Source organism: Flavobacterium sp. CFS9, assembly GCF_041154745.1.
GTDB lineage: Bacteria > Bacteroidota > Bacteroidia > Flavobacteriales > Flavobacteriaceae > Flavobacterium.
This window is the reverse complement of sequence record NZ_AP031573.1, coordinates 1,377,157-1,402,983: the sequence shown is the minus strand read 5'-3', so window position 1 is coordinate 1,402,983 and position 25,827 is coordinate 1,377,157. Positions and strand designations below refer to the sequence as shown.

At 36.1% G+C, this 25,827-nt stretch carries 20 protein-coding genes; 9 read left to right on the top strand and 11 right to left on the bottom strand.

From position 1 onward, the window contains the following. Window positions 1-139: 139 nt before the first annotated feature. Both ACAM30_RS06180 and ACAM30_RS06175 read left to right on the top strand, forming a co-directional pair. Window positions 140-730, top strand: coding sequence for a thymidine kinase (locus ACAM30_RS06180; protein WP_017496250.1), 591 nt, complete (start codon window positions 140-142; stop codon window positions 728-730). A gap of 32 nt (window positions 731-762) precedes the next feature. Then, on the top strand, window positions 763-1,191 hold the full coding sequence (locus ACAM30_RS06175; RefSeq protein WP_369617684.1) for a hypothetical protein: 429 nt from the start codon (window positions 763-765) through the stop codon (window positions 1,189-1,191). 276 nt (window positions 1,192-1,467) lie between these two features. On the opposite strand, the gene rpoN is transcribed toward ACAM30_RS06175, so the two are convergent. The 3 genes from rpoN to ACAM30_RS06160 form a co-directional block, all read right to left on the bottom strand. Next, on the bottom strand, window positions 1,468-2,928 hold the full coding sequence (gene rpoN / locus ACAM30_RS06170; RefSeq protein ID WP_369617683.1) for an RNA polymerase factor sigma-54: 1,461 nt from the start codon (window positions 2,926-2,928) through the stop codon (window positions 1,468-1,470). Window positions 2,929-3,068: 140 nt separating this feature from the next. Beyond that, a complete protein-coding gene (gene asnS / locus ACAM30_RS06165; protein WP_369617682.1) occupies window positions 3,069-4,517 on the bottom strand; it encodes an asparagine--tRNA ligase in 1,449 nt (482 codons plus the stop codon). Window positions 4,518-4,866: 349 nt separating this feature from the next. Then, window positions 4,867-7,233: an RND family transporter gene (locus tag ACAM30_RS06160; RefSeq protein WP_369617681.1), complete on the bottom strand. Its 2,367-nt coding sequence runs from the start codon at window positions 7,231-7,233 to the stop codon at window positions 4,867-4,869. 178 nt (window positions 7,234-7,411) lie between these two features. Between ACAM30_RS06160 and ACAM30_RS06155 the strand changes: the two genes are divergently transcribed. The 4 genes from ACAM30_RS06155 to ACAM30_RS06140 all read left to right on the top strand — a co-directional run bounded on the left by ACAM30_RS06155 (window position 7,412) and on the right by ACAM30_RS06140 (window position 11,803). Then, window positions 7,412-7,741, top strand: coding sequence for a multidrug efflux SMR transporter (locus tag ACAM30_RS06155; protein WP_369617680.1), 330 nt, complete (start codon window positions 7,412-7,414; stop codon window positions 7,739-7,741). A gap of 38 nt (window positions 7,742-7,779) precedes the next feature. After that, window positions 7,780-8,538 (top strand): sensor histidine kinase, encoded by a 759-nt coding sequence (locus ACAM30_RS06150; protein WP_369617679.1) that lies wholly within the window; start codon window positions 7,780-7,782, stop codon window positions 8,536-8,538. Further along, window positions 8,501-9,220, top strand: coding sequence for a LytR/AlgR family response regulator transcription factor (locus ACAM30_RS06145; protein ID WP_369617678.1), 720 nt, complete (start codon window positions 8,501-8,503; stop codon window positions 9,218-9,220). The genes ACAM30_RS06150 and ACAM30_RS06145 overlap by 38 nt, the downstream gene beginning before the upstream one ends. Before the next feature lie 312 nt (window positions 9,221-9,532). Continuing rightward, window positions 9,533-11,803: a cation:proton antiporter gene (locus ACAM30_RS06140; RefSeq protein ID WP_369617677.1), complete on the top strand. Its 2,271-nt coding sequence runs from the start codon at window positions 9,533-9,535 to the stop codon at window positions 11,801-11,803. 154 nt (window positions 11,804-11,957) lie between these two features. On the opposite strand, the gene ACAM30_RS06135 is transcribed toward ACAM30_RS06140, so the two are convergent. From ACAM30_RS06135 to pyrH, 3 genes are all read right to left on the bottom strand, one after another. Further along, entirely contained in the window at window positions 11,958-14,453 is a 2,496-nt protein-coding gene (locus ACAM30_RS06135; RefSeq protein ID WP_369617676.1) for a DUF5686 family protein, read from the bottom strand. Window positions 14,454-14,573: 120 nt separating this feature from the next. Next, window positions 14,574-15,137 (bottom strand): ribosome recycling factor, encoded by a 564-nt coding sequence (gene frr / locus ACAM30_RS06130; RefSeq protein ID WP_369617675.1) that lies wholly within the window; start codon window positions 15,135-15,137, stop codon window positions 14,574-14,576. A gap of 246 nt (window positions 15,138-15,383) precedes the next feature. After that, on the bottom strand, window positions 15,384-16,091 hold the full coding sequence (pyrH, locus tag ACAM30_RS06125) for a UMP kinase (protein WP_369617674.1): 708 nt from the start codon (window positions 16,089-16,091) through the stop codon (window positions 15,384-15,386). 188 nt (window positions 16,092-16,279) lie between these two features. On the opposite strand from pyrH, the gene ACAM30_RS06120 reads away from it, so the two are divergent. Beyond that, a complete protein-coding gene (locus ACAM30_RS06120) occupies window positions 16,280-16,894 on the top strand; it encodes a thioredoxin family protein (RefSeq protein WP_369617673.1) in 615 nt (204 codons plus the stop codon). Window position 16,895: 1 nt separating this feature from the next. Beyond that, window positions 16,896-17,633 (top strand): phytanoyl-CoA dioxygenase family protein, encoded by a 738-nt coding sequence (locus tag ACAM30_RS06115; protein ID WP_369617672.1) that lies wholly within the window; start codon window positions 16,896-16,898, stop codon window positions 17,631-17,633. 549 nt (window positions 17,634-18,182) lie between these two features. On the opposite strand, the gene ACAM30_RS06110 is transcribed toward ACAM30_RS06115, so the two are convergent. The 5 genes from ACAM30_RS06110 to ACAM30_RS06090 all read right to left on the bottom strand — a co-directional run bounded on the left by ACAM30_RS06110 (window position 18,183) and on the right by ACAM30_RS06090 (window position 22,325). Further along, window positions 18,183-19,481 (bottom strand): Ig-like domain-containing protein, encoded by a 1,299-nt coding sequence (locus tag ACAM30_RS06110; protein ID WP_369617671.1) that lies wholly within the window; start codon window positions 19,479-19,481, stop codon window positions 18,183-18,185. 84 nt (window positions 19,482-19,565) lie between these two features. Further along, the gene (gene truB, locus ACAM30_RS06105) at window positions 19,566-20,261 is read right to left on the bottom strand and encodes a tRNA pseudouridine(55) synthase TruB (RefSeq protein ID WP_369617670.1); all 696 of its coding nucleotides are present in this window, start codon (window positions 20,259-20,261) and stop codon (window positions 19,566-19,568) included. Beyond that, window positions 20,261-21,058 (bottom strand): undecaprenyl-diphosphate phosphatase, encoded by a 798-nt coding sequence (locus tag ACAM30_RS06100; RefSeq protein ID WP_369617669.1) that lies wholly within the window; start codon window positions 21,056-21,058, stop codon window positions 20,261-20,263. Before ACAM30_RS06100 ends, truB begins: the two co-directional genes overlap by 1 nt. A gap of 64 nt (window positions 21,059-21,122) precedes the next feature. Next, a complete protein-coding gene (locus ACAM30_RS06095; protein WP_369617668.1) occupies window positions 21,123-21,374 on the bottom strand; it encodes a DUF3098 domain-containing protein in 252 nt (83 codons plus the stop codon). A 75-nt stretch (window positions 21,375-21,449) separates the two neighbouring features. After that, window positions 21,450-22,325 (bottom strand): cell division protein FtsX, encoded by an 876-nt coding sequence (locus ACAM30_RS06090; protein ID WP_369617667.1) that lies wholly within the window; start codon window positions 22,323-22,325, stop codon window positions 21,450-21,452. Between the two features lie 459 nt (window positions 22,326-22,784). On the opposite strand from ACAM30_RS06090, the gene leuS reads away from it, so the two are divergent. Continuing rightward, the gene (gene leuS, locus ACAM30_RS06085) at window positions 22,785-25,700 is read left to right on the top strand and encodes a leucine--tRNA ligase (RefSeq protein ID WP_369617666.1); all 2,916 of its coding nucleotides are present in this window, start codon (window positions 22,785-22,787) and stop codon (window positions 25,698-25,700) included. Window positions 25,701-25,827 lie beyond the last annotated feature (127 nt).

Sequence of the window (25,827 nt, the reverse complement as noted above, 5' to 3'; positions counted from 1 at the left end):
TTAATACGCGTTTGCGAATCTTCGATTTGATAAAAATTTTCTACTTTTGAAAAAGTGTAAAATCGCAATTTTTCACGTCGATTTATTACCAGTACAAAGTAATAAAAACTATTCATTTTTAAAGGTAGAAAAATACAAAATGTTTCTCGAAAATACAGTAAATCACAAAGAACAATTTGGTTGGATTGAAGTTATTTGTGGGTCAATGTTTTCGGGTAAAACCGAGGAATTAATCCGCAGATTAAAGCGCGCCCAATTTGCTAAACAAAGAGTTGAAATCTTTAAACCCGCTATTGATACCCGCTATCATGACGAAATGGTGGTGTCTCACGATGCCAATGAAATTCGTTCTACTCCGGTTCCGGCGGCTGCCAATATCTCTATTTTAGCACAAGGTTGTGATGTGATCGGTATTGATGAAGCACAATTTTTTGATGATGAGATAGTGACAGTATGCAATGACCTGGCCAATCAGGGAATTCGTGTGATAGTTGCGGGACTTGATATGGATTTTAAAGGAAATCCTTTTGGACCCATGCCGGGACTTATGGCAACCGCCGAATATGTCACTAAAGTTCATGCAGTTTGCACCCGTACAGGAAATCTTGCCAACTACAGTTTTCGTAAAACGGATAATGATAAGTTAGTGATGCTTGGGGAGACTGAAGAGTATGAGCCATTAAGCCGTGCAGCCTATTTTAATGCCATGAAAAAGATTCAGGATAAATAAAATTTTCTATTCTTAACAAAACAAACAAACAGATGCAGCAACTAACTAAAAAAAAGAATTCAACCATTTTAATAGTATCTGTAATTGCAGCATTATTGCTGGCTTTGATTGTGTATTATTCTTTTAAAGAGCCGGTGACAGATAAAGCAATGATTGAATTGGTTGCAAAATACAATGATAATTGCCCTTTGAACATTCAGGAGGGAATTCGTTTGGATAACGTTACGCTGCCTAAAGATAAAGTGGTTCAATACAATCTGACTTTGTTGAATGTTGAAAAAGAAACTGCCGAAATTGAAGTAATTAAGCGAAATATAGAAGAAAGTCTCTTAAGTACGGTTAAAGCAAATCCGGGGCTTAAAGCTTTTCGGGATAATGATTTTACCCTGATCTATAATTACGATGACAAAAAAGAAAATTATTTGTTTCAGATTACGATAACGCCAAGTCAGTATAAATAATTGAAACGGTTTAAAAAACAAACCCGACAGGTTTTTGAAATCTGTCGGGTTTGTTTTTTTCGAAAACGACTGTCAGGCTGAGCGAAGTTGAAGCCCTATGCGCAAAGCTTCGACTTCGCTCAGCCTGACAGAACGATAAATTTGATAAAAACAGTTATAAAACAAAAACCTGTCGGGGTTGTTGTTTTTGAGGTATAAAAAAACCTAACAGTGTTTAAAAAGCTGTTAGGTTTGTTTAATAGAATATTTTTTTCTTCTTGTAAAAAGATTAAAAACTTAAATCTTCTTTCTCATTCTTGCTACCGGAATGTCTAATTGTTCGCGGTATTTTGCAATAGTTCTTCGGGCAATCGGGTATCCTTTTTCTTTCAGGATTTCTGCCAGTTGATCGTCCGGTAAAGGTTTCTTTTTATCTTCTTCTTCAATAGTATTTTGAAGGATTTTTTTAATTTCTAAAGTAGAAACATCTTCTCCCTGATCATTTTTCATGGCCTCAGAGAAAAACTCTTTAATTAGTTTTGTGCCGTATGGTGTTTCAACATATTTACTGTTGGCTACACGGGAGATCGTCGAAATATCCAAACCAACCATATCTGCAATGTCTTTTAAGATCATTGGCTTTAGTTTGGTTTCGTCACCGTCCAGAAAGTATTCTTCCTGATAATGCATGATAGCGTTCATGGTAACAAAAAGGGTTTCCTGACGCTGTCTGATAGCATCGATAAACCATTTGGCTGAATCCAGCTTTTGTTTGATAAACTGAACAGCGTCTTTCTGTGCCGATGATTTATCGCGGGAATCTTTATACGTCTGCATCATTTCCTGATAATCTTTAGAAACGTGCAGAGAAGGAGCGTTTCGTCCGTTTAAGGTAAGTTCCAGTTCTCCGTCAACGATTCTGATGGCAAAATCGGGAACAACGTTCTCTGTTACTTTATTGTTTCCTGTGTAAGAGCCTCCCGGCTTTGGATTCAGTCTTTCAATTTCGTGAATGGCTTTTTTAAGCTGTTCGTTCGAAACACCGTATTTCTGTAATAGTTTGTCATAATGTTTCTTGGTGAAAGCATCAAACTGATTCTCGATAATATCAATCGCTAAATCAATATATTCGGTCGGAGTTTTGTGCTTTAACTGCAGTAACAGACATTCCTGTAAATCACGTGCTCCAACTCCCGAAGGTTCGAGTTCATGAATGACATGAAGCATTTTTTCGACCATTTTCTCATCGGTGTAAATTCCCTGGGTAAAAGCCATATCGTCTACAATATCCGGAACACTTCTGCGGATGTAACCCATATCATCAATACTTCCAACAAGGAATTCAGCGATTTCGCGTTCTTCATCGTTTAGAATAAAAGTATTCAGCTGATTGATTAAGTCCTGATGGAAACTAATTGGCGAAGCAAAAGGAGTTTCGCGTTCTTCGTCTTCACTGTAATTGTTCATCTGAGTTTTGTAATCAGGTGTATCGTCGTCGCTTAGGTATTCGTCAATGTTAATGTCGTCTGCTTCGATTCGGTCTGATTCAGCATCATCGTAATCGTCGTAGTCTTCATTGGCAAATTCATCGGCTTCGTATTCGTCTTCTTTACCGGCTTCGAGGGCCGGATTCTCGTTCATTTCTTCCAATAAACGTTGCTCAAAAGCTTGCGTAGGCAATTGAATTAACTTCATCAGCTGAATTTGCTGTGGAGATAATTTTTGGGATAATTTTAGATTTAAAAATTGCTTTAGCATTTGTTTTTGTTAAAAGTTTCAAGTTTCAGGTTTCAATGTTGAGGAACAATCGACAACTTAAAACCTGAAACCTGAAACAAATTTTATGATATTTAAAAAAAGCTTAGAACCTTAGTATCTCAGTACCTTAGTGCCTTTTTTTAAAACTCTGCATTTCCTGGAGTTCTCGGGAAAGGAATCACGTCGCGGATGTTTGTCATTCCGGTTACAAACAATACCAGACGCTCAAATCCAAGTCCGAAACCTGCGTGAGTTGCCGATCCGAATCTTCTGGTGTCTAAATACCATGATAATTCTTCTTCGTCAATTTCTAAGGCTTTCATTTTTTCAACCAAAACGTCGTAACGCTCTTCTCTTTCAGAACCGCCAACGATTTCTCCAATTCCAGGGAAAAGAATATCCATGGCACGAACGGTTTCTTTTCCAGGCTCCGTATTGTCATTCAGACGCATGTAGAACGCTTTAATGTTTGCAGGGTAATCAAATAAAATTACCGGACATTTAAAGTGTTTCTCTACTAAATAACGCTCGTGTTCTGATTGTAAATCAGCTCCCCATTCGTTAATGATATACTGGAATTTTTTCTTTTTATTTGGAGTTGAATCTCTTAAAATGTCAATTGCTTCAGTATAAGAAACACGTTTGAAGTTGTTCTCTAAAACAAAGTTTAGTTTCTCTAACAAAGCCATTTCGCTTCTTTCTGCCTGAGGTTTTGATTTTTCTTCGTCTAAAAGTCTTCCTTCTAAAAATTTCAAATCATCCTGACAATGGTCTAAAGCATATTTAATAACATACTGAATAAAATCTTCAGCAAGATCCATGTTGTCATCCAGATTATTGAAAGCGACTTCCGGCTCGATCATCCAGAATTCTGCAAGGTGACGGGAAGTATTTGAATTTTCGGCTCTAAAAGTTGGTCCAAAAGTATAAACCTGACCTAAAGCCATTGCGTAGGTTTCACCTTCTAATTGTCCGGAAACCGTTAAGTTCGTTTCTTTTTCGAAAAAATCTTCTTTGTAGTTTACTTTTCCGTCTTCTGTTCTTGGGGTATTGTCAAAAGGCAAAGCGGTAACTTTAAACATTTCTCCTGCACCTTCTGCATCAGAACCGGTAATAATTGGAGTATTTACGTAAACGAAACCTTTGTCCTGAAAATATTTATGAACAGCATAAGACAATACCGAACGCACACGCATGATAGCACCAAACATATTGGTACGTACACGTAAATGTGCATTTTCGCGCAAGAAGTCTAAACTAGGTTTGTTTTTTGGCTGTATTGGGAATTTCTCCGCATCCGAATCTCCTAAGATTTCCAGTTTGTTTACCTGAATTTCGTATTTCTGACCCGCACCTTTACTTTCGATCAAAGTACCGATTACAGAAATAGCAGCACCGGTAGTGATTCTTTTTAGAGTTTCATCAGGTGTATTTTCAAAATCAACAACACATTGTATATTATTAATGGTAGAACCGTCATTAAGCGCGATGAACTGATTATTTCTAAAAGCTCTCACCCATCCTTTTGCATTCACTTCCTGTAACGTCGTCGTACTGTTTAATAAGTCTCTAACTTTTGTGTGTTTCATTTTTATATATAATTGATATTAAGTAATATTCATTTTGAACAACTGCAAATATAATCGATAATAATTAATTTTTGAAGCTGATTCCCGCTCTTCGCTATATCTTTCTGTTTTTAAAGGAAAAATAGAAAGGATGCCGCTTCGATCGGGGCTAGTGCTCTCGATTTCAAGAGAAGCAATTTTTTTGTCATTCCGAGGAACGAGGAATCACACCAGTGATTTCGCAAAGAAATTCGTCAATCTTTGTCGAGTTTCTCGTGAGGATTTCTCCTTCGTCGAAATGACAATATTGTGTTTTAATCCGTCATAAAAGTCTAAGTTATCAATCTGTGATAATTAGTGAAATTGGTGTTTATCCTCCCAAATTCTCCAAATCCTCTTTCTTAGCTTTTTTCTTCTCAAAAGTCAATACCAAAGCAGGTAAAACTAATAGATTTGCAAACATGGCAAACGCTAATGTACAGGAAATTAATCCTCCTAATGCAATGGTTCCGCTAAAACTGGAAAGCGTGAAAGTGGCAAATCCTAAAATTAAAACCACCGAAGTGTAAAAAGTACTGATTCCGGTTTCTCTTAAAGCACTGAAAACTGATTTTTTTACCTTTCCGTTATTCTGCAACAAATCATGATGGTACTTCGCCATAAACTGAATCGCATTGTCTACCGAGATTCCGAATGCAATACTAAATACTAATATCGTTGAAGGTTTTAATGGAATGCCAAAATATCCCATCAGTCCCGAGGTGATACAAAGCGGTAAAATATTCGTAATTACCGATGCAAAAACCATTTTGAACGATCGGAACAAGTAAAGCATCAATACAGCAATTACAAGTATCGCGAAAATTAAAGATTCAATTAGATTGTCAACCAGATAAGAGGTTCCTTTTTGAAATACCAATGCCTTTCCGGTTACGGTAACTTCATAACGGTCTTTCGGGAAAATCTCGTCAATTTTCTTATGCAGTTCTTTTTCCACTTTTGCCATTTCATCCGTACCAATGTCTTTCATAAAAGTGGTGATTCGGGCATATTGTCCAGTCGAATCTACGTAAGCTTTCATCAGGTTTTCTTTGCTGTTTTTCGTTGCATTTTTAGCATACGACAAAATAAAAGTTTGTTCCTGCGATGTTGGCAATTGATAATATTCCGGATTTCCGTTGTAAAAAGCCTGTTTCGAATACTTCACCAGGTTCACTATAGAAACCGGTTTCGCTAATTCGGGCATTTCTATAATGGTGTTTTGTAATTCATCCATTTTGCGGATAGTAGAGGCTTTCATGACACCCTTTTTCTTCTTGGTATCAATCATAATCTCAAGCGGCATTACACCATTGAATTCTTTTTCGTAGAAGATAATATCTTTAAAGAAAGAGGCGCTTTTTGGCATTTCACCAATTAAACTTCCTGAAACTTTCATTTGAGTAACTCCAATAACGCTGAAGGCTAACAATAAACCGTAAATGATATAAATTACTTTTCGTTTATTTTTTACCACATTTTCAACAAAATTCAATAAGGTTGAAATGTATGTTTTGGTGAGGTGATACAAATGTTTTTCGCCCGGAACCGACATAAAACTGTAAATGATCGGTACAATTAAAAGCGTCAGTAAATACACAGAGATTACATTGATAGAAGTCACAAGACCAAATTCAAAAAGCAAATCATTTCCGGTAATCATGAAGGTCGCAAAACCTATCGCAGTCGTCAGGTTTGTCATTAGGGTCGAAACTCCAATTTTCGAAATGATACGCTGTAAAGCCTTTGCCTGATTGTTATGAAGTTTAATTTCCTGTTGGTATTTATTGATCAGGAAAATACAGTTCGTAATTCCGATTACAATAATTAATGGCGGGATGATCGCCGTTAGAATCGTGATTTTATAATGAAACAAGCCTAAAGTTCCGAAAGACCAGATTACTCCAACAATCAAAATACAAATAGAGATGAAGGTGGCTCTGTACGAACGAAAGAAGAAAAAGAAAATCAAGGAAACCGTTAATAAAGCCGCACCAATAAAAAGCCCGATTTCGCCTTTCATATTGTCGGCATTGATCGTTCTGATGTAAGGCATTCCGGAAACGCGCAAGTCGATTCCCGTGGTTTTTTCGAATTTATCAATTTTAGGAACCAGATTTTCCAGAATGAATGTTTTTCTTTCAGCAGTATTTACAAGCGCTTTGTTCATGTAAATGGCCGAACGAATGCTGCCGCTTTCTTTGTTGTAAAGCAATCCTTCGTAAAAAGGTAAATTATGAAACAAGTCATATTGCGCCTTTTTTAAATATTCAGGATCTGCTGCTTTGCTTTGATCAATAAATGGAGCCAGAACAAATTTTTCGTTTACTGTATCTTTTTCGAGTTTCTTTAAATCGTTTAGAGAAACTACTAAATCTACTTCTTTCGATTTCTTAAGACCCGTCATCAGCTCATTCCAGGCGGCGAAATTTTTTGGTGTGAAGAATTTTTTATCCTGAAAACCAATCACAATAAGGTTTCCTTCTTCACCAAATTTATCCAGAAATTTTTGATAGTCTTTGTTTGCAATATGATTTTTAGGAAGCAAGTTTGCTTCGGTATAAGTCATGGAAAGGTTTTTCCATTGGTAACCAAGGAAAATTGTCAGGGCAGCGACCCCAACGAGTATAGAAATTCTATTTTTAAGTATGATTCGGGCCAATTTTTCCCAAAATCCAACTTGTGCAGCGTTTTTCATAAAATTTGTAAAATGGATGCAAATGTAGTGAAAAGTGCTCGAAATCATAAATTTTCGGCTTGGTTTTTACGGTTTGTTAACACAATTGGAATGTTCGTAAAGTCTAAAAATGGGATATTTTGTAGCATTCTACGTTAGCTTTTCTCATATTTGTATCTCATTTAAAAAGGCGTAGAAAATGAATTGGATTTTATTGATTATCGCAGGACTTTTTGAAGTTGCATTTGCCTCTTGTCTGGGCAAAGCCAAAGAAACGACAGGAGTTGTTTCAACTTATTGGATGATTGGATTCTTTGTTTGTCTTTCTATCAGCATGTTTTTGCTGTATAAAGCCACGCAGGTGCTGCCCATTGGAACAGCATACGCAGTTTGGACCGGAATTGGAGCAGTTGGAACTGTTCTGGTTGGAATCTTAATTTTTAAGGAACCCGCTACTTTCTGGAGAATATTTTTTCTTTCCACTTTAATTGCTTCGATTATCGGGTTGAAATTTGTTTCCAGTCATTAATGGATGCAGGTAAAAGAAATTTAAACTTTACATAAACAATGCAAGACAATACCATCACTTTTATTTTTCTGGCGATTCTTTTATTGCTGATCGTCATCATCTGTTTTTTGATGTATCAACTAATGCAGTTCAAAAAAGCAAAAGATGATGCGGAGAAAAGTTTCTATGCACTCGAAATGAAAGTCAACGACCTACAGTTAGAAACTTTAGAGTCTAAACTGAATCCGCATTTGTTTAAGAATATTTTAAATTCGATACAATCTCATGCCTATCAAACGTATTTTGCTTTAGATAAACTGGCCAACGTATTGGACTATATTCTGTATGAGAGCAAAAAGAAATTTGTTACTGCCCGGGAGGAAATTGACTTTGCATTGAATTTAATTGAAATTAATAAAATCAAAATCAGTCCGCTTTTTGAATTGAAAATTAAAACCAACATCAATAAAGAAGATAAATTATACGAACAGCCTTTATTGGCACCGTTAATTTCGATTGACTTAATCGAAAACGCGTTCAAGCATGCTGATTTGCAGAGTGCTGATGCCTTTATCTCGGTAGTTTTTGAGTTTAGAGACAATGCTTTTTTTATGACAGTTTCGAATAAAATATCAAATAAAAAAGTCTTAAAAAAAGAACGAAGCGGTTTTGGTCATGCGACTTTAGAGCATCGATTAAGAATTATTTATAAAAATAACTTCAAACTCGAACGGTTTGTCGAAAATGACGTTTATATTGCTCATCTAAAAATAGATTTACTTGAATACAAAACTGAAATGCTTGCTGCTGGACGATGAGCTGCCGGGCTTAACGTATCTGAAAATGCTTTGTGAACAGGTTCCTGAATTGGAAATTGTAAAAACATTCAACAATCCCGAAAAACTCCTAGCCGAAATACCGAATCTCGATTTTGATCTGTTAATATCGGATATCGAAATGCCGGGTATTGATGGTTTACATCTGGCAGAAATGCTGGACAATAAGCTGGTTATCTTTTGTACCGCCTATAAAGAATATGCTGCCGAAGCTTTTAATATCGATGCGGTAGATTACATTACCAAACCGGTAAAGCTTGAACGTTTGCAAAAAGCGATTTCGAAAGCCCTGGAGCGTTTCGATAAACCTGATGCAGCAAAAAAGTTCATTCAGTTAAATACAGACAAAGGCAAAACATTACTTTACTTCAATCAGATTCTGTACATCAAAACGGCGGTTGGTGACAGTCGTGATAAAACCGTACTTCTTACTGACGGCAGTTTGCTGAACTTAAAAAATGTGAAATTCGATACCCTTTTGCAGGAACTTCCCGAAGCCGATTTTTGTCGTGTCAATAAAAAGGAAATCGTAGCAGTAAAGGCGATAAAGTTTTTTAATCACAATGAAATTGTTTTGCACCACCAGGAAAAAGAGGGTAAAAACAGTGCATTGATTCTAAGTGAAACCTATCGTGCCGAGTTTTTGAAAAGAGTGAAACTATAAAACTATTAGCTAATGCAGAGGTGCAATCAAGCTGAGCGAAGCCACGTCAGACTAAGCGAAGTGATGTCAGACTGAGCGAAGTCGAAGTCAGGCTGAGCAAAGTCATGTCAGGCTGAGCGGAGTCGAAGCCCCCCCCTTTTTAGTTACACAAGCTTTTGACTTTGCCCACAATTCCAATTGGTTATTGTGAAATAAATAAGTTATTACAAAGTTTTTCGGACTTGTTACATGGATTGAAAATTAGCGGTAAATTTACTTTTGCACTACAATTGGAGTGTTGATATTTGCAGCAATAAATCAAAAAAACGAGTTATGAATAATCTTAAAAACTCCTTGTTTTACATTACGGTTATTGGCGGTTTTACAGGTCTGATCTACTGGGTAATTGCTAAAGGGGTTTCACTTGAGGCCGGACGCGGAGTCGTTCATAAAAAAATAGAAAGTAATCATTGGAACGATTTTCTTCACTCGATGATAGAAAATCTACAGCACCCTCTGGCAATTTTATTAGCACAGATCGTGACTATTATTTTAGTAGCACGTTTGTTTGGGTGGTTTTTTAGAAAAATAGGACAGCCTTCTGTAATTGGAGAAATGATAGCCGGAATTGTTTTAGGACCTTCTTTGGTCGGAATGTATTTTCCTGAATTTTCTGCCGCTTTATTCCCAAAAGAATCTTTAGGGAACCTGCAATTTTTAAGTCAGATTGGTTTGATTCTTTTCATGTTCGTGATTGGGATGGAATTGGATTTGAAAGTTTTGAAAAATAAAGCACATGATGCTGTAGTTATAAGTCACGCAAGTATTGTAATCCCTTTTGCCCTGGGTCTTTCATTAGCTTATTTTATCTACCATACTTTTGCGCCGGTAGGGGTTGAGTTTGCCTCTTTCGGACTGTTTATGGGAATTGCGATGAGTATTACGGCATTTCCGGTTCTTGCGCGTATAGTGCAGGAACGCGGAATGCAAAAAACAAGACTAGGAACCATTGCCATTACTTGTGCTGCTGCCGATGATATTACCGCATGGTGCCTTTTGGCTGTAGTAATTGCTATTGTAAAAGCAGGTTCATTTACAAGCGCTTTGTATGTAATTGGATTGGCTATTTTGTATGTAATTATCATGCTGAAAATAGTTCGTCCGTTTTTAAAACGTGTAGGTGACTTGAATTCAACACGTGAGAGTTTGAACAAGCCTGTAGTTGCCATCTTTTTTCTGACATTACTTTTCTCTGCTTATGCTGCTGAACTTATCGGAATTCACGCTTTGTTTGGTGCTTTTTTAGCCGGAGCCATTATGCCTGAAAACAATACCTTTAGAAATATTTTTATCGAAAAAGTAGAGGATGTTGCGATCATCGTTTTATTGCCATTGTTCTTTGTATTTACCGGTTTGCGTACACAAATTGGTTTATTGAACGATCCGTATTTGTGGAAAGTAACTGCCGTAATTATCGGGGTAGCCGTAGCCGGAAAGTTCTTCGGAAGTGCTTTTGCTGCAAAATTTGTCGGACAAAGCTGGAAAGACAGTTTAGCGATCGGAGCTTTAATGAATACCCGTGGTTTGATGGAACTTGTAGTTTTAAACATTGGTTATGACTTAGGAGTGCTGTCGACAGAAATTTTTACCATGATGGTGATTATGGCTTTGGTAACTACGTTTATGACCGGCCCGGCACTTGATTTAATAGATTTTATATTTAAAGATAAGGTAACCGCCATTCCGCAGGAAATTGGCAATAAAAGCAAGTATAAAATTCTGCTTTCTTTTGCAACGCCTGAAAAAGGGAAAAAACTGCTTAAACTGGCTAACAGTCTGGTTAAAAAACAAGCCGATAATTCGGTTGTGACTGCCATGCATTTGTCGTTAAGTACCGAAATACATTCGTTTGATGTAAAAGACCACGAGCGCAAAATGTTGTTGCCGGTGGTCGAAGAATCAGAACGTCTGAATCAGAATATGGTTAGTGTTTTTAAAGTAACAAACGATATTGATACCGATATTATTGATACCGCAAATCAGGGAGAGTATGATTTATTACTGGTTGGATTAGGACAGTCTATTTTTGAAGGAACCCTGTTGGGTAAAATTCTTGGATTCACAACCAGAATCGTAAATCCGGATCGTTTAATCGATAAGTTCACAGGAAAAGAAGGTTTGTTTGAAAATTCTCCTTTTGATGAAAGAACACGTCATATTATTGCAAAAAGCAAAATGCCGGTGGGAATTTTTATCGATAAGGATCTGGAAGAGATCAACCAGGTTTTCATGCCGGTTTTTAGTAAGGAAGATGCTTTCTTAATTGATTATGCCAAAAAGCTAATCAACAACAACGGCTCTCAGATTACCGTGCTGGATGCCAGCGGAGAAGTAAAAAGCACCAGAGATATTCAGGAAACAATTCGTTCTATCGAACAGATTGCACCAAATCACATTATGATCATGCACGATCGAACGATTAAGAAAGAGTTTTTAGAGACTCAAAATTTAATGATTATCAGTTTAGACAGCTGGAAAAAGTTAATCGAATCTCAAAGTACCTGGCTGAACAATACACCTTCGGTATTGATCTTAAAACCATAAAGGAATTAAAATCCAATAATTTAAATCCCAAATTCCAATTTTGTTGGAGTTTGGGATTTTTTGCTTTCTTATTTCTTTGTGGTTTTCCTTTCTGCTGAAACAAAACTAAGTCTCCATTTGGAATTTGGAATTAAAAAAAATGGGAATTTTAGACTTAAAGACCTAAATCCAGCACATAAGAAATCTTAACGGCAATGTTATCCTCAAATCTCATTAACTGGTTAGGGCCATAGCGATAAAAGCCGCCTAAACCAATACCCTTGTAAATTTTGTTTAGTTCAATTCCAGATTCAAAAAAGCCTCTGTCTAAAGTTTTATAGAGTGGGCCTACATGCTGTTGCGGATTTTCCATATTTCCCCATGCCATTCTTGTTACCAGTACTAGAGAAGGACGCACTTTTTTGAGAATTTTGATTCGGTCAAAACCATGTTTAAGTTGAAAAAAGACATATTGACTGGAGAAAAACTCATTGAAAAACATCGTTTCAAAACTGTTTCGTCCGGCAAAAGTAATACGCTGGATAATGTTCTCCTTTGTTAAGTTGTTGGGCATGGTATTGTAAAGATGGGTAATGGGAACATCGCCCGTAGCATAACCTCCCTGTAGAAGCAAACTCGTTTTTTGACCGTTTAAGTATTTCTTCTCATATTCCGCTTTGAAATCTATTTTTCCAAAAGTAAAATCATTCTCCATCACATTAGGTAATGATTGGGTGTACTGAAAAGTGAACCTTGGAAATCTTTTATCGGTTTCAGTTCTCCCGGTCGGAGTCTGCATAAAAGCGCTAAAAGGAGCCCAGACGATCGAAACCATTGCCGTAGTCATGATATAATCCGAATACAGCTTTCCATTGTAATTAAAAAGATAATCAAATTTAGGCTCGACATAAGTTCTTGAAAATTCCAGTACAGCTTCCGTTTTAGGAATAATTTTAGTCTGAATATTAGCTTTCCAACCCACATATTGATAAAAAGTACTAATGTTAATCGGACGCGGATCGTAAATTTTGAAGACACGTTTGTCAACGGCAAAAATGGTACTTGCAATCTCTCGAACATCATCGGTATAATATCCGTTTACCCATGTATTGGTGTTTTTGTCTAATAAAAATCCTGCTCCCAGGCTGTATTTGTGCTGACCGTCTTTTGTTCCGTAAGCCGAGTATCCCTCGATTCTGAAGTTTTTAGAAAAACGGTCGTTGGTAATACCGCCAAGCCCTAATCTGAAACCTTCGTAGTTGTTGTAACTGATAATCTTTTTTAAATCCAGATCTATAGGACCAATCGGTAAATACCCATTGATGATTTTTCGTCCAAGCCCCAGACGATTTTCGATTCTTTTTTTTATCGAAAGGCTGTCAATCAACTGATAGGTTCTTTGGCTCTTTAAGTCCAGATCTTCTTTTCGGTATTCTTCCCAGAAGGATTCCGGTTTTTTGTTGGCATCGTCTTTAATTTCAATATAAAGCGCTGGATCTTTTATAGGGGCAGTAGTGTTGTAGTGGATGTCAAAGTTGTTACTCTCAGAAAGCAGATAAGTAAAATCGGAAGCCGACTTTTTTCGGGGTTCGAAATTATCCTCAACATCTCCGTCAAATTGAATTGTACCACCTAAAATCTTAATATCGTCATCGTTTTTCCCTTTTACAATTTTAAAAGTAGTGTTGCTTTGGAACCATATTTTTTCACTGGGTACGTATTCAAATTCATGAATTCCGCTAATATCCAGAACCCCTTTGATACGCATTACCGCTTTAGCTACAGCAAAGTTCTCCTGATCGATATACAAAACTCCTTCTAAACCGGATGATTTTCTTCTTTGTTTGTTTTTGAAGTAAATCATATAGGTGTCCCGGCCTTTGATGTTCACAGTATCCAGAATCTTGTAATTGTAACTTTGAGAAGCACTATTCGAAATTGGGTTTTCATATTTAGTTTCAAACAGTTCGTATTTCGGATCGTAAATCGAAATCGATTGGAGATTAAAAGCGATAACCTCATAAATAGGCTGTTTAAATCCGGACATTTTCGTGCCCAGTATCGTTTCTTTCAGTCTGTTGTTACCAAACTGATATTGTGAAACTTTTTCGGTTTGAAACAAGTGCTGCTTGCTGATGATTTCTTTGAATTTATAATCGGAAGAATCAATGTTAATACGTTTCTTGTCGAGATTTTTATAGGTTGCTGTAGAGTCAATTCTACCGTCAATAGAATCAGGATTGGCTGTTACTATAAGTTTATTGTAGCTTTTGTATTCGAAACTGCTCAGCTTTTTTTGCGGATTGTTTTTGTTTTTATTCGCAATGACCTTTTTGATGATCGTAAGAGCCGGATTTTCGTTGGAGACCACAACTTCTTTTAAATCATCAGTCTTTTGAAAAAGAAAAACGGGGTAAAAGGTTTTGTGATCAGTGATTATAATTGTCTTCGTTTGAAAACCAATGTAGGAAACGGTAAAAGATTCCGGTTTTGAAAGAGCTTTCAGAATAAACTTTCCGTCGACATCCGTGATGGTATTATTGCTATCGGAAGTTGTAATGGTAGCAAAAGGAAGAGGTTTGTTATTAGAGTCCGTTACAATTCCGTTTATTTGAAATTGTGCCTGAATGGTAAGCGTGAAAAACAAAGTCAACAAACAGAATAGCTTCATAGAGAATGTCATAGTTTTCAAAAACGGACTAATTGTACTTTTGGTATGCAAAAATAACAATAAAAAAATCCGCTCAGTTATAATTTAACTAAACGGACTTTTATTTTGTGTTGAATAGGATTACACCTTCATGATTTCGGCCTCTTTCGCAGCCAGTAACTCATCGATTTTTTTGATGTAAGTATTGGTTAAATTCTGAACCTGCTCTTCAGCTGATTTGCAAATGTCTTCAGAAGTTCCTTCTTTTTCTAATTTTTTGATATCTGTATTGGCGTCTTTACGTACGTTACGAACACCAATTTTAGCATCTTCAGCTTCAGCTTTCGCTTGTTTTGCCAGTTCTTTACGACGTTCCTCTGTCAAAGGCGGAACACTGATGATAATAACGTCTCCGTTGTTCATCGGATTAAAACCAATGTTGGCAACCATGATCGCTTTTTCAATTACAGACAACATGTTTTTTTCAAAAGGCTGTAATGTAATTGTTCTGGCATCAGGTACACTGATTTTTGATACTTGAGAAAGTGGTGTTGCAGCTCCGTAATAATCTACAAAAACACTTCCCAACATAGCCGGAGAAGCTTTTCCCGCACGAATGTTAAGAAATTCTTTCTCTAAGTGCGCAATCGAACCGTTCATAGATTCTTCCGTACTGTCTAATATAAATTCTACTTCTTCAGTCATTTTTTTAGATTTTTAGATTTTTAGACTATTCGATTTTTTAGATTTCTAAAAAAGGAACTCACTAAATTTACTAACTAATATTTTTTTAGATTTTTAGATGGTTACATTTTTGGATTACGAGAAATTCAAAAAAATGCAGATCTAAAATTTTAATCAACAGGTATTCTTTTTTGTCTGATTGTCTATGTTAAGAGTATTACAACTTTTAAAAATCGAATAATCTAATATTCCAACAATCTAAGTAGTCTAGATATTAACTACTGTTCCAACGTTTTCACCTTCACAGATTTTCAAAAGATTACCAATTTTGTTCATATCAAAAACAACGATTGGCAATTTGTTCTCCTGGCTTAAAGTAAAAGCTGTAGTATCCATCACGTTTAGTCCTTTTTTAAGAACATCATCAAACGAAATAAAATCAAATTTCACAGCTGATGCATTTTTCTCCGGATCAGAATCATAAACACCATCTACACGAGTTCCTTTTAAGATCACATCTGCATTGATTTCGATACCTCTTAAAACGGCAGCTGTATCAGTTGTAAAATAAGGATTTCCGGTTCCGGCACCAAAAATTACGATTCTTCCTTTTTCAAGATGACGGTCTGCTCTTCTTTTGATATATGGTTCTGCGATAGATTCCATTTTCAAAGCAGTCTGCAAACGCGTTTTCATTCCTTTGTCTTCAAGTGCTCCCTGCAAAGCCATTCCGTTAATTACAGTAGCAAGCATTCCCATATAATCGCCTTGTACTCTATCCATACCGGCACTTGCACCTGCAACGCCTCTAAAAATATTTCCTCCTCCAATTACAATAGCAATTTCTACTCCTTTGTCATGAATCTGCTTAATCTCATCTGCATATTCGCCTAATCTTTTCGGATCAATACCGTATTGTAAATCACCCATTAAGGCCTCTCCGCTAAGTTTTAGAAGAATTCTTTTATATTTCATGTTTGTGTTGCATTAATTTGTGCAAATATAGACATATTCTGATTTTTAGAAATAATGTTTTAAAAAAAATAATAGTTCTTTTCGTTTTAAATTTATAGTGATTTTTCGGATTTCTCCGAATGTGACAAAAGTCATTCTTTAAGTCCTTTTAAAAGTTGTAATTTTATAGAATTCAAAAAATCCTAAACATGAAAAGTAGTATAGCCAAAGCATTATTCAATAGTCATTCGTATACCGAATATCGAAAAATAGTTACCGATTTATTACTGGAAGGGAAATCAACAGGCAATGAACAATCTGAAAGCTTAACCAATTACACTAAGCTGAATGAGGCCAGGATGAACCGACTAGAGAAAACCATGAAAGTTTCGGATGAAGTAGTTTCCGAATTAGAAAACTTAAAGTACAATTACATCTGGCTGGTGATTTCTGAAGGCTGGTGTGGCGATGCGGCACAGATACTTCCTATTATTAATAAGATGGCTTTAGCATCGCATAAAAAAATAGACCTGCGAATCGTTTTTCGTGATGAGAATGACGCATTAATGAATCAATACCTGACCAATGGCGGAAGAGCGATTCCAAAAGTGATTGTGATTTGTAAAGAAACCGGAATAGCCCGTGCAGATTGGGGACCGAGACCAAAAGAAGCCATCGAGTTAGTGATAAATTATAAAAAGGAATTTGGTGTAATTGATGAAAAAATTAAAACCGATTTGCAGTTGTGGTATTTGACCGACAAAGGGCTAAGTACTCAAAATGAACTTATGGATATCATGCGCGTGCTGGAAATCAGGGAGTAATATGAATAGTTTTGAACAAAACGGATACGTATTTCTGGAGAATTTCTTTTCTGAAAATGAACTGGCAGTAATTGAAAAAGGATTAGTTAAATTCCATGAAATTTGGTTGCGTGATAATGAAATAAGCTATGAAAAAGGAGTTTTAAACAGTCACAGTCTAACCAAGGGTGATGGTTTAACTGAGGAAGAAAAAACAAGTCTTTTTGAATTTATTGCCCAGGACAAGTTTGAAGAAATACTAAGTGTTATCTTTCCTAAACCTCCTGTTTTTTTGAATACCCAGCTTTTTTTTGATCCAAAAGATGAAGCCCGGAAGAATTATTGGCACCGTGACATACAATATACGGGAATGTCCGTCGAAGATCAAAAGGAGGCCATCAAAACTCAAAATGTAGTTCATTTCAGAATTCCCATGAAAACTGAACGTGGAATTGAACTGATTCCAACAACACATCGCGAATGGGATTTGCCGGAAGAGTTTGAGGTTAGGAATTCTTTGAAAGGCCGTCTCCAAAGTGACGATTTAAAACGTGGAGAAATTGTAAGATTGAATCGGGGAGATTTATTGATTTTTTCTGCCAATATGATCCATCGTGGTATTTATGGAAAGGATAGATTTTCTCTGGATATTATTTTTTGCGATAATATTCCCCAAATGAAAGCCTTTATAGACAAAGATAATTTACCATCAGCAAAAATCTTGGAGAAGCTTAAAAACAAACCGCTTTTTGATATTTAGTAAGTCGATAAATGTGATTAAGATGGTTGGATTAGATTCCTTAAGTTTTTAAGAAATATATCGTCGAACAGCCTTATTTTTCGGGTATCCTGCTGTGAATAAGAATTTTAGTAATAAAAAATATGCTAAAATATTTTGTGTTGCTTCAATTTTTTGTAACTTGCAGGAGTAATCCCACTTCTATTATTCATTTTCTTATTTACTCTTTTTATTGGTGTTTATTTAATGTTTAACAATTAAAAAATACACTAACATGAAAAAGTTATTCGAAAGATTTTACGATTTTGTTTCGGGCTTGTTGTTTGGAGGAAAGAGTATATCTCATTATTAACTTCAAAAAAACAGAGCTTATGAAATAGAACTACTTTGTAAGAAGTCGGCACATTGCTATGGGGATTCCTGAAGTAATGTGCTTTTTGTTTTTAACGTTTTTTATAGAATGCTTTTGAAATATATTGCTCTGAAAGAGCTCTGGCTATAGCATAGTGCGTTGCACCATGCTGATGTTCTTAGGCTTTCAGCCTATTTAATAAAATTGGTTTCGAAATTTTACTCCGCCGTTTTAAAATCGATTAAAAAAGGTTTTAGTCTCACTCCGTTTTGTTTTCTGAAATTATCCGAAATTAAAATTTGGTAATGTTGGCCGGGTTTTAGATCAGCTTTAATAGTCCAGGATTTCATATCAGCAGACCAGATTCTGTTTGTGTTTATTTTTGGGAAAAAGTTCTCTCCAAGTGGACCAAAATCGATTCCCGTACTGCGCCCGTTTAACGGTTCCGAAAAAGTAATCGTGATTTCAGTTTCGCCCGATTTTACTTTTTTACTCCCGTTTTTAAATGCAGAGATGGATACAACGCTAGGTCTTTGTTTTTCGTAATTCTGGCGTAGTTTTTTTAGATTTTGCGGAAACAATTTGGTACCGTCTACAATACGTGCGACTTCTTTTTCATTGTGGTAATCAAGTTCAATTAGAGTCTTTATTGCTTTCGTTTTGTCTTTGGATGAATTGTAGTAACGTTCGCAGATCTCGTAACCTATATAATATCCCAGATCTCTAACTTTTAAATGATTTCTGTTTTCGCCCCAGATCCAGTTATAATTGTTGCTTTTGATATACAAATCCACGATAAACTGTTCGATCACTTTTGGTTGATTGCTTTTTCCAAATTCAATTGCAGGCGAGCTTGATTTTTTGTTGGTTACTTTACAGGAAACAAACTCGGCAACACCTTCATAAAGACACATCAAAAGTAGGTCTTCTACCAGTTCTTTTTGCTGTGTATGTACATATTCGTGCGTGCAGAGCAATGCAATGTTTTTTCTCGGCTCGTATTCTTTGTAAAAGGGTTGTCTCCACGCCGGAAGTTCATCAATAACGGTAGTTTCGTCTGCAAGGCTCAGTTCGCTCCCAATTAAAACCCGATCTTCCTGAATGGTTCCGTTTGTTCGAAATGCTCCAATCGAAAAATAAATAGTGGATGGTTTTAAATCGGGATAAGCTTGTTTCAGTTTGTGAATATCGGCATCAATTTCCGGATAAAGTTCGGCAGCATTTAAAGTGTTTGGTTTTAGCGAATTCCAGAATTTAGGATATTTATTTATGGCATTGATGTAGTCTTTGGCAGTATAATTTCGGACCTCGAGTAAGCTTTTTAGCCCCGGAGTAGCTTTGTCGAGATACAGTTCTTTTAAAAAAGAGTATTGTTTGATGCTGTCTTTTTCGGTGACAATTTTATCGTAAGCCTTCCAGAAATTATCAATATCAGTAGAAACAATTTTTTGATTAACGGTTTGGCTGTTTGATGAGATTGTGAAGACAAGCAATAGCAGCAGAAAGTGGTTTTTCATGTTTTGGTTTTTAATCTTACGACTAAAGTACAAAAAAGAAAAAGACACGACCTCACTAAAGGGCGTTCAAAAAAATGTTATGCTTTATTCCTGCTGAAGACTTTCTTCAAAAAGGGTAATGTCAATAGCATTTTTTACATCGTAATCGCCAATTTTAGTTCGGCGTAAAACGGTTAAATGCGATCCGGAATTCATCGCTTTTCCAAAATCAAAAGCCAGAGAGCGAATATAAGTCCCTTTGCTGCAAACCACCCTAAAATCTACCTCGGGTAAGGCTATTCGGGTAATTTCGAATTCATGAATGGTGGTTTTTCTAGTCGCAATTTCTACAGTTTCTCCTGCACGCGCATGCTCGTACAAACGAACACCGTCTTTTTTTATGGCAGAGAAAATGGGTGGTTTCTGATCGATTTCGCCCAGAAATTGTTTCACTGTTTCATGAATCAGTGCTTCGTTAATATGATCAGTTGGAAAAGTCTGATCGATTTCGGTTTCTAAATCGTAAGATGGAGTAGTAGCTCCAATGTAAAATGTTCCCGTATATTCTTTGGCCTGACCCTGTAGCTCAGAAATTTTCTTGGTGAATTTTCCGGTACAGATTAGCAATAGGCCGGTTGCCAAAGGATCTAAGGTTCCGGCATGACCAATTTTGAACTTTTTCGGAAGTCCGACTTTGTTGATTAAAAGGTATTTTAGTTTGTTGACAGCTTGAAACGAACTCCATTTTAAAGGTTTGTCAATCAGTAAAACCTGTCCGTCTAAATATTCTTCAGGAGTCATTATATAATCGTAAGAGGATGAATGAAAAAGTGAATCAGCAACAGAATGATTCCTGCAATGATTCGGTAATAGCCAAAAACTTTAAAACCGTTTTTAGTCAAAAATCCAATAAAGGATTTAATAGCAAGAAGTGCTACAATAAAAGCAACGACATTTCCAATTACCAGTATGTTAATCTGATCGTGAGTCAGTTCGAATCCGGATTTGTAATAATCGTAGCATTTTTTTACGGTTGCACCTAACATGGTTGGAACAGCCAAAAAGAAAGAGAATTCTGCGGCTGTGGTACGGGATAATTTTTGAGACATTCCGCCAACAATACTGGCGCCGCTTCTTGAAACTCCCGGAATCATAGCAATACACTGGAATAAACCAATTTTAAAAGCTTGTAAATAGGTGATTTCAGAAGAGCTTTCAGTTGTATTTGGATTGTTGAACCATTCGTCAACTTTTAGTAAAATTAAGCCTCCTATCAAAAGAGAAATAGCAACGGTAACAGGATTTTCTAACAAACCATCGATAAAATCACTTAACAATAAGCCTAATACGACTGCCGGAACAAAGGCAACCAAAAGTTTAAAGTAAAAATCAAGTGTTTGAAAGAATCGTTTGAAATACAAAACCACTACCGAAAGTATCGCGCCAAGCTGAATGACAATGGTGAAAAGTTTAGTGAAATCTTCATGAGCAATTCCGAAAAAGGAAGAGGCAATAATCATGTGACCGGTTGAAGAAACAGGCAAAAATTCAGTGATGCCTTCAATAATAGCAAGAACGATAGCTTGTAATGTATTCATTTATTATGATTGTTAGATTATTAGATTTCTTAGACGTCTTAGACGTCTAAGTTTTCTAAAGAGTCTATTTAGATTTTTTGAAAATAGAATAAATGGTGATTCCAAAACCGATTAAAACTGTGGTTGGAGCCAAACGAATACGTCTGAAGTTAAATACGTCTTCATTAAAAACATTCGGATCGTTGCTTCCTCCGCCAGACATTAGGATAAAGCCTAAGGCAATAACTCCAATTCCGATTAATAGAATTTTGTAATTAATTCCGTCAAAAAGGAATTCTTGTTTTGGTGTTTGTTCTTCTTTATTGTTGTTTTTCATTTTGTCTTTTTTGTGACCCTGAGTACAGTCAAAGGCCTTTTTTTTAATCTAAAATCTACAGTCTAAAATCTAAAATTAATAAAGATCGTCAGTTCTTAAATTTAGGAAACGCTGTGTAGCAAAGTGAGTACTTACCCAGGTAATCAAAACTCCTAATCCGAATACGGCTAACAATACCAATCCGATTAAGGCTTTATCTTCTAAAATACCCAAGCCCGGGAAATTAGTTTCTACATAGAACAGAAGTCCGATCAGCGCAATGATAGCAAGACCTGCACCTAACATTCCTAATTTTACACTGCGCATTACAAATGGCTTACGGATAAACGATTTTGTGGCACCCACCATTTGCATGGTTTTGATGATAAAACGATTCGAATGAATAGATAAACGTAGGGAACTGTTGATTAACAGAACAGCAATAACCGCAAGGAAACCACTGATAATCAAAATCCACATACTTACTTTTTTGATATTGTCGTTTACCAGATTAACCAATTGTTTGTCGTAAACAATATCTTCAATCATGGTGTTTTGACGTAGTTTGCTTTCTATTTTAAGGATGCTGTCTCTTTCAACATAATCCGCTTTTAAGTGAATGTCGTAAGAATTCAATAATGGGTTCTCACCTAAGAAAGTCAGAAAATCTTCTCCGATAATGTCAGTGTGTTCTTTTGCCGCTTTTTCTTTTGTTACATAAACGAATGATCTTGCAAAAGGCGCTCTTTTTAGTTCTGTATGGAAAGCTTTTATCACGCTGTCATTAGCCTCGTTTTTAAAGAAAACCGTCATTGCAATTTTTTCTTTAAAATCATTAGCCAGTTTCTTAGAATTGATAATGAATAATCCTAGTACCCCTAGTAGGAATAAAACCAGAAATACACTTAATACAACCGAAAAATAAGAGGAAATTAACCTGCGCTTTTGAAATTTATCAAAGTTAGAACTCATAGTTTGCTTAAATTATGGGGTAAAAATAATAAAGAATTTCTTTATATGAAGTTAATAACGGCCAAAGTTTTAACTTTCGTACAATATAAGCAATTTTAGACTTGTATTTTATATTGATAAAAATGAAGAAATTGTAAACCGCTGGATTAATAACAAAAAAAAATAATTTAACACATAGAAACATAGATTGTAGGTGTTTAAAATATTGTAAAAGAAACATGTTTCTAACACATAGTGGTCTCTGTATGTTTTAAACAAGTGAAACGCCTTTTCGAGAGTTTTAAATCTATGTTTCTATGTGTTTAAAAATAATTATAGCCAATTAGGTAAATTATAATTTATTTTTATGTATTAAAATACTTTTGTTACAATCTGTAATAAATGTAAATTTGCGATCTTATTTACATAATGCATTAACACTTAGCAACTCAGTTACACCGTAACTCAGCAACTCACAAAATGAAATACAATCCAAACGAAATAGAAGCCAAATGGCAAAAATATTGGGCCGAAAACCAAATTTTTGCAGCAAAGAATAATTCTGAAAAACCCAAACATTATGTGTTGGACATGTTTCCTTACCCTTCCGGGGCAGGATTACACGTAGGACATCCGCTGGGTTATATTGCCTCAGATGTTTATTCTCGTTTCAAAAGACATCAGGGTTTTAATGTTTTGCATCCAATGGGGTACGACAGTTTTGGATTGCCGGCAGAACAGTATGCAATTCAAACCGGACAGCGTCCGGAAGATACCACGCGTGTTAATATTGACGGTGGAGTAGATAAAGAAGGAAAACAAATTGCAGGATATAGAAAACAGTTGGATAAAATTGGATTTTCATTTGATTGGGGGCGTGAAGTTCGAACTTCAAATCCGGACTATTATAAACATACACAATGGATTTTCATTCAGTTGTTCAATTCCTGGTATTGTGAAAGACAGGAAAAAGCATTTGATATTACAGAGTTAATAGGTGTTTTTGAAGAACAGGGAAATAAATTAGTAGAAGCAGTTTGCGACGATAATATTGCGATTTTCACAGCAGAAGAATGGAAATCGTATTCTGATGATCAAAAAGAAGAAATTCTTTTGAAGTACAGAATGACCTACCTGGCAGAAACAGAAGTAAACTGGTGCCCTGGTTTAGGAACCGTTTTAGCTAATGATGAAATTGTAAACGGCGTTTCAGAACGTGGAGGATTTCCGGTAATTCGTAAAAAAATGACCCAATGGAGTATGCGTATTTCTGCTTATGCAGAGCGTTTGCTTCAAGGTTTAAATGAAATTGACTGGAGTGAGTCTATCAAAGAATCCCAAAGAAACTGGATTGGGAAATCGGTTGGAGCATTAGTGAAGTTTCAAGTTTTAGGTTCCAAGTTTCAGCTTGATGCACAAAGTCAGGAAACTTTAAACGTGAAACCTGAAACAAATTTTATTGAGGTATTTACCACTCGTCCTGATACCATCTTTGGAGTGACTTTTATGACTTTGGCACCGGAACATGATTTGGTGGCTAAAATTACAACTCCGGAACAAAAAGAGGCGGTTGAAGCCTATATCGAAAAAACAGCAAAACGTTCCGAGCGTGAGCGTATGGCCGATGTAAAAACCATTTCGGGAGTATTTACAGGAGCTTATGCAGAGCACCCATTTACGAAAGAGCCAATTCCGGTTTGGATTGGTGATTATGTTTTGGCCGGATACGGAACAGGTGCTGTAATGGCTGTTCCTTGCGGAGATGAAAGAGATTATGCTTTTGCAAATTTCTTTAAAGGTCAGAACGGAATGCAGGAAATCAAAAATATTTTTGCCAACGTTGATATTTCTGAAGCCGCTTATGGTTCGAAAGACAACGTTGAAATTGCCAATTCTGATTTCTTAAACGGATTAAATTATAAAGAAGCTACTCAGGCTGCTATTACGGCGTTAGAAAAATTAGGACAGGGAATTGGAAAAACCAATTACCGTTTGCGTGATGCAGTTTTCTCCCGTCAGCGTTATTGGGGTGAGCCATTCCCTGTGTATTATGTGAATGGTCTTCCAAAAATGATTGATACACAGCATTTGCCAATCATTTTGCCTGAAGTAGAGAAATATTTACCAACCGAAGACGGTTTACCTCCATTAGGAAATGCAGCGGTTTGGGCTTGGGACACAACAAATAATAAAGTTGTCAATACCGATTTAGTAGATCATGCAACGGTATTTCCATTAGAATTGAACACCATGCCGGGTTGGGCAGGAAGTTCATGGTACTGGATGCGTTACATGGATGCACACAACGAAAATGAATTTGCAAGCAAAGAAGCCTTGGCTTATTGGGAAAGTGTTGATTTGTATATCGGAGGAAGCGAGCACGCAACCGGACACTTATTGTATTCCCGTTTTTGGAACAAATTCTTAAAAGACAAAGGTTTTGCTCCAACCGAAGAACCATTCAAAAAACTGATCAATCAGGGAATGATTTTAGGGACGACAGCTTATGTGTATAGATTAGAAGGAACAAATACTTTTGTTTCGAAGAATAAAATCGGAGATCAGAATGTACAGCCGCTTCGTGTGGACGTTAATTTTGTAAATTCTTCGGATGAATTGGACGTAGAAAGATTTAAAAACTGGAGAGAAGATTTTAATACGGCAGAATTTATTTTTGACGAGAACGGAAAATATATCGTTGGACGTGAAGTCGAGAAAATGTCGAAATCATATTACAATGTGGTAACGCCGGATGATATTTGTAACGAATACGGAGCCGATACCTTGCGTTTGTACGAAATGTTCTTAGGGCCGTTAGAGCAGGCAAAACCTTGGAATACGGCTGGTATTTCGGGAGTATTTGGTTTCCTTAAAAAGTTATGGAGATTGTACTTTGATGATAATGGTTTAATCGTAAACAACGACGAACCAACAAAAGACAATTTAAAATCATTGCATAAAACCATCAAAAAAGTAGCAGAAGACATCGAGAGTTTTTCTTTCAATACCTCTGTTTCTCAGTTTATGATTTGTGTGAATGAATTGTCTGCGCAAAACTGTCATTCGAGAGCAATTTTGGAACCGTTAGCAATTTTAGTTTCTCCTTATGCACCGCATATTGCAGAGGAATTATGGTTGCAATTAGGGAATAAAGAATCAATAGCAGCAGTTGATTTTCCTGTTTTTGAACCTAAACATTTAATAGAAACCAATAAAGAATATCCGGTTTCTTTCAATGGTAAAATGCGTTTTACGATCGAACTGCCTTTGGATTTAACGAAAGAGCAGATCGAAGAAATTGTCATGAAAGACGAAAGAACTTTACGTCAGTTAGAAGGAAGAACACCAAATAAAGTAATTATTGTTCCCGGTAAAATCATTAATCTGGTAGGGTAATAATTTTAAATCCCAATATTTTTAAATCCCAAATTCCAACTTCTGTTGGGGTTTGGGTTTTTTTTTGTGCTTTAAATTTTGCTGCGAATTACATGAATTGTTTTTTGCGTTTAGTTTGTCTTTTCGG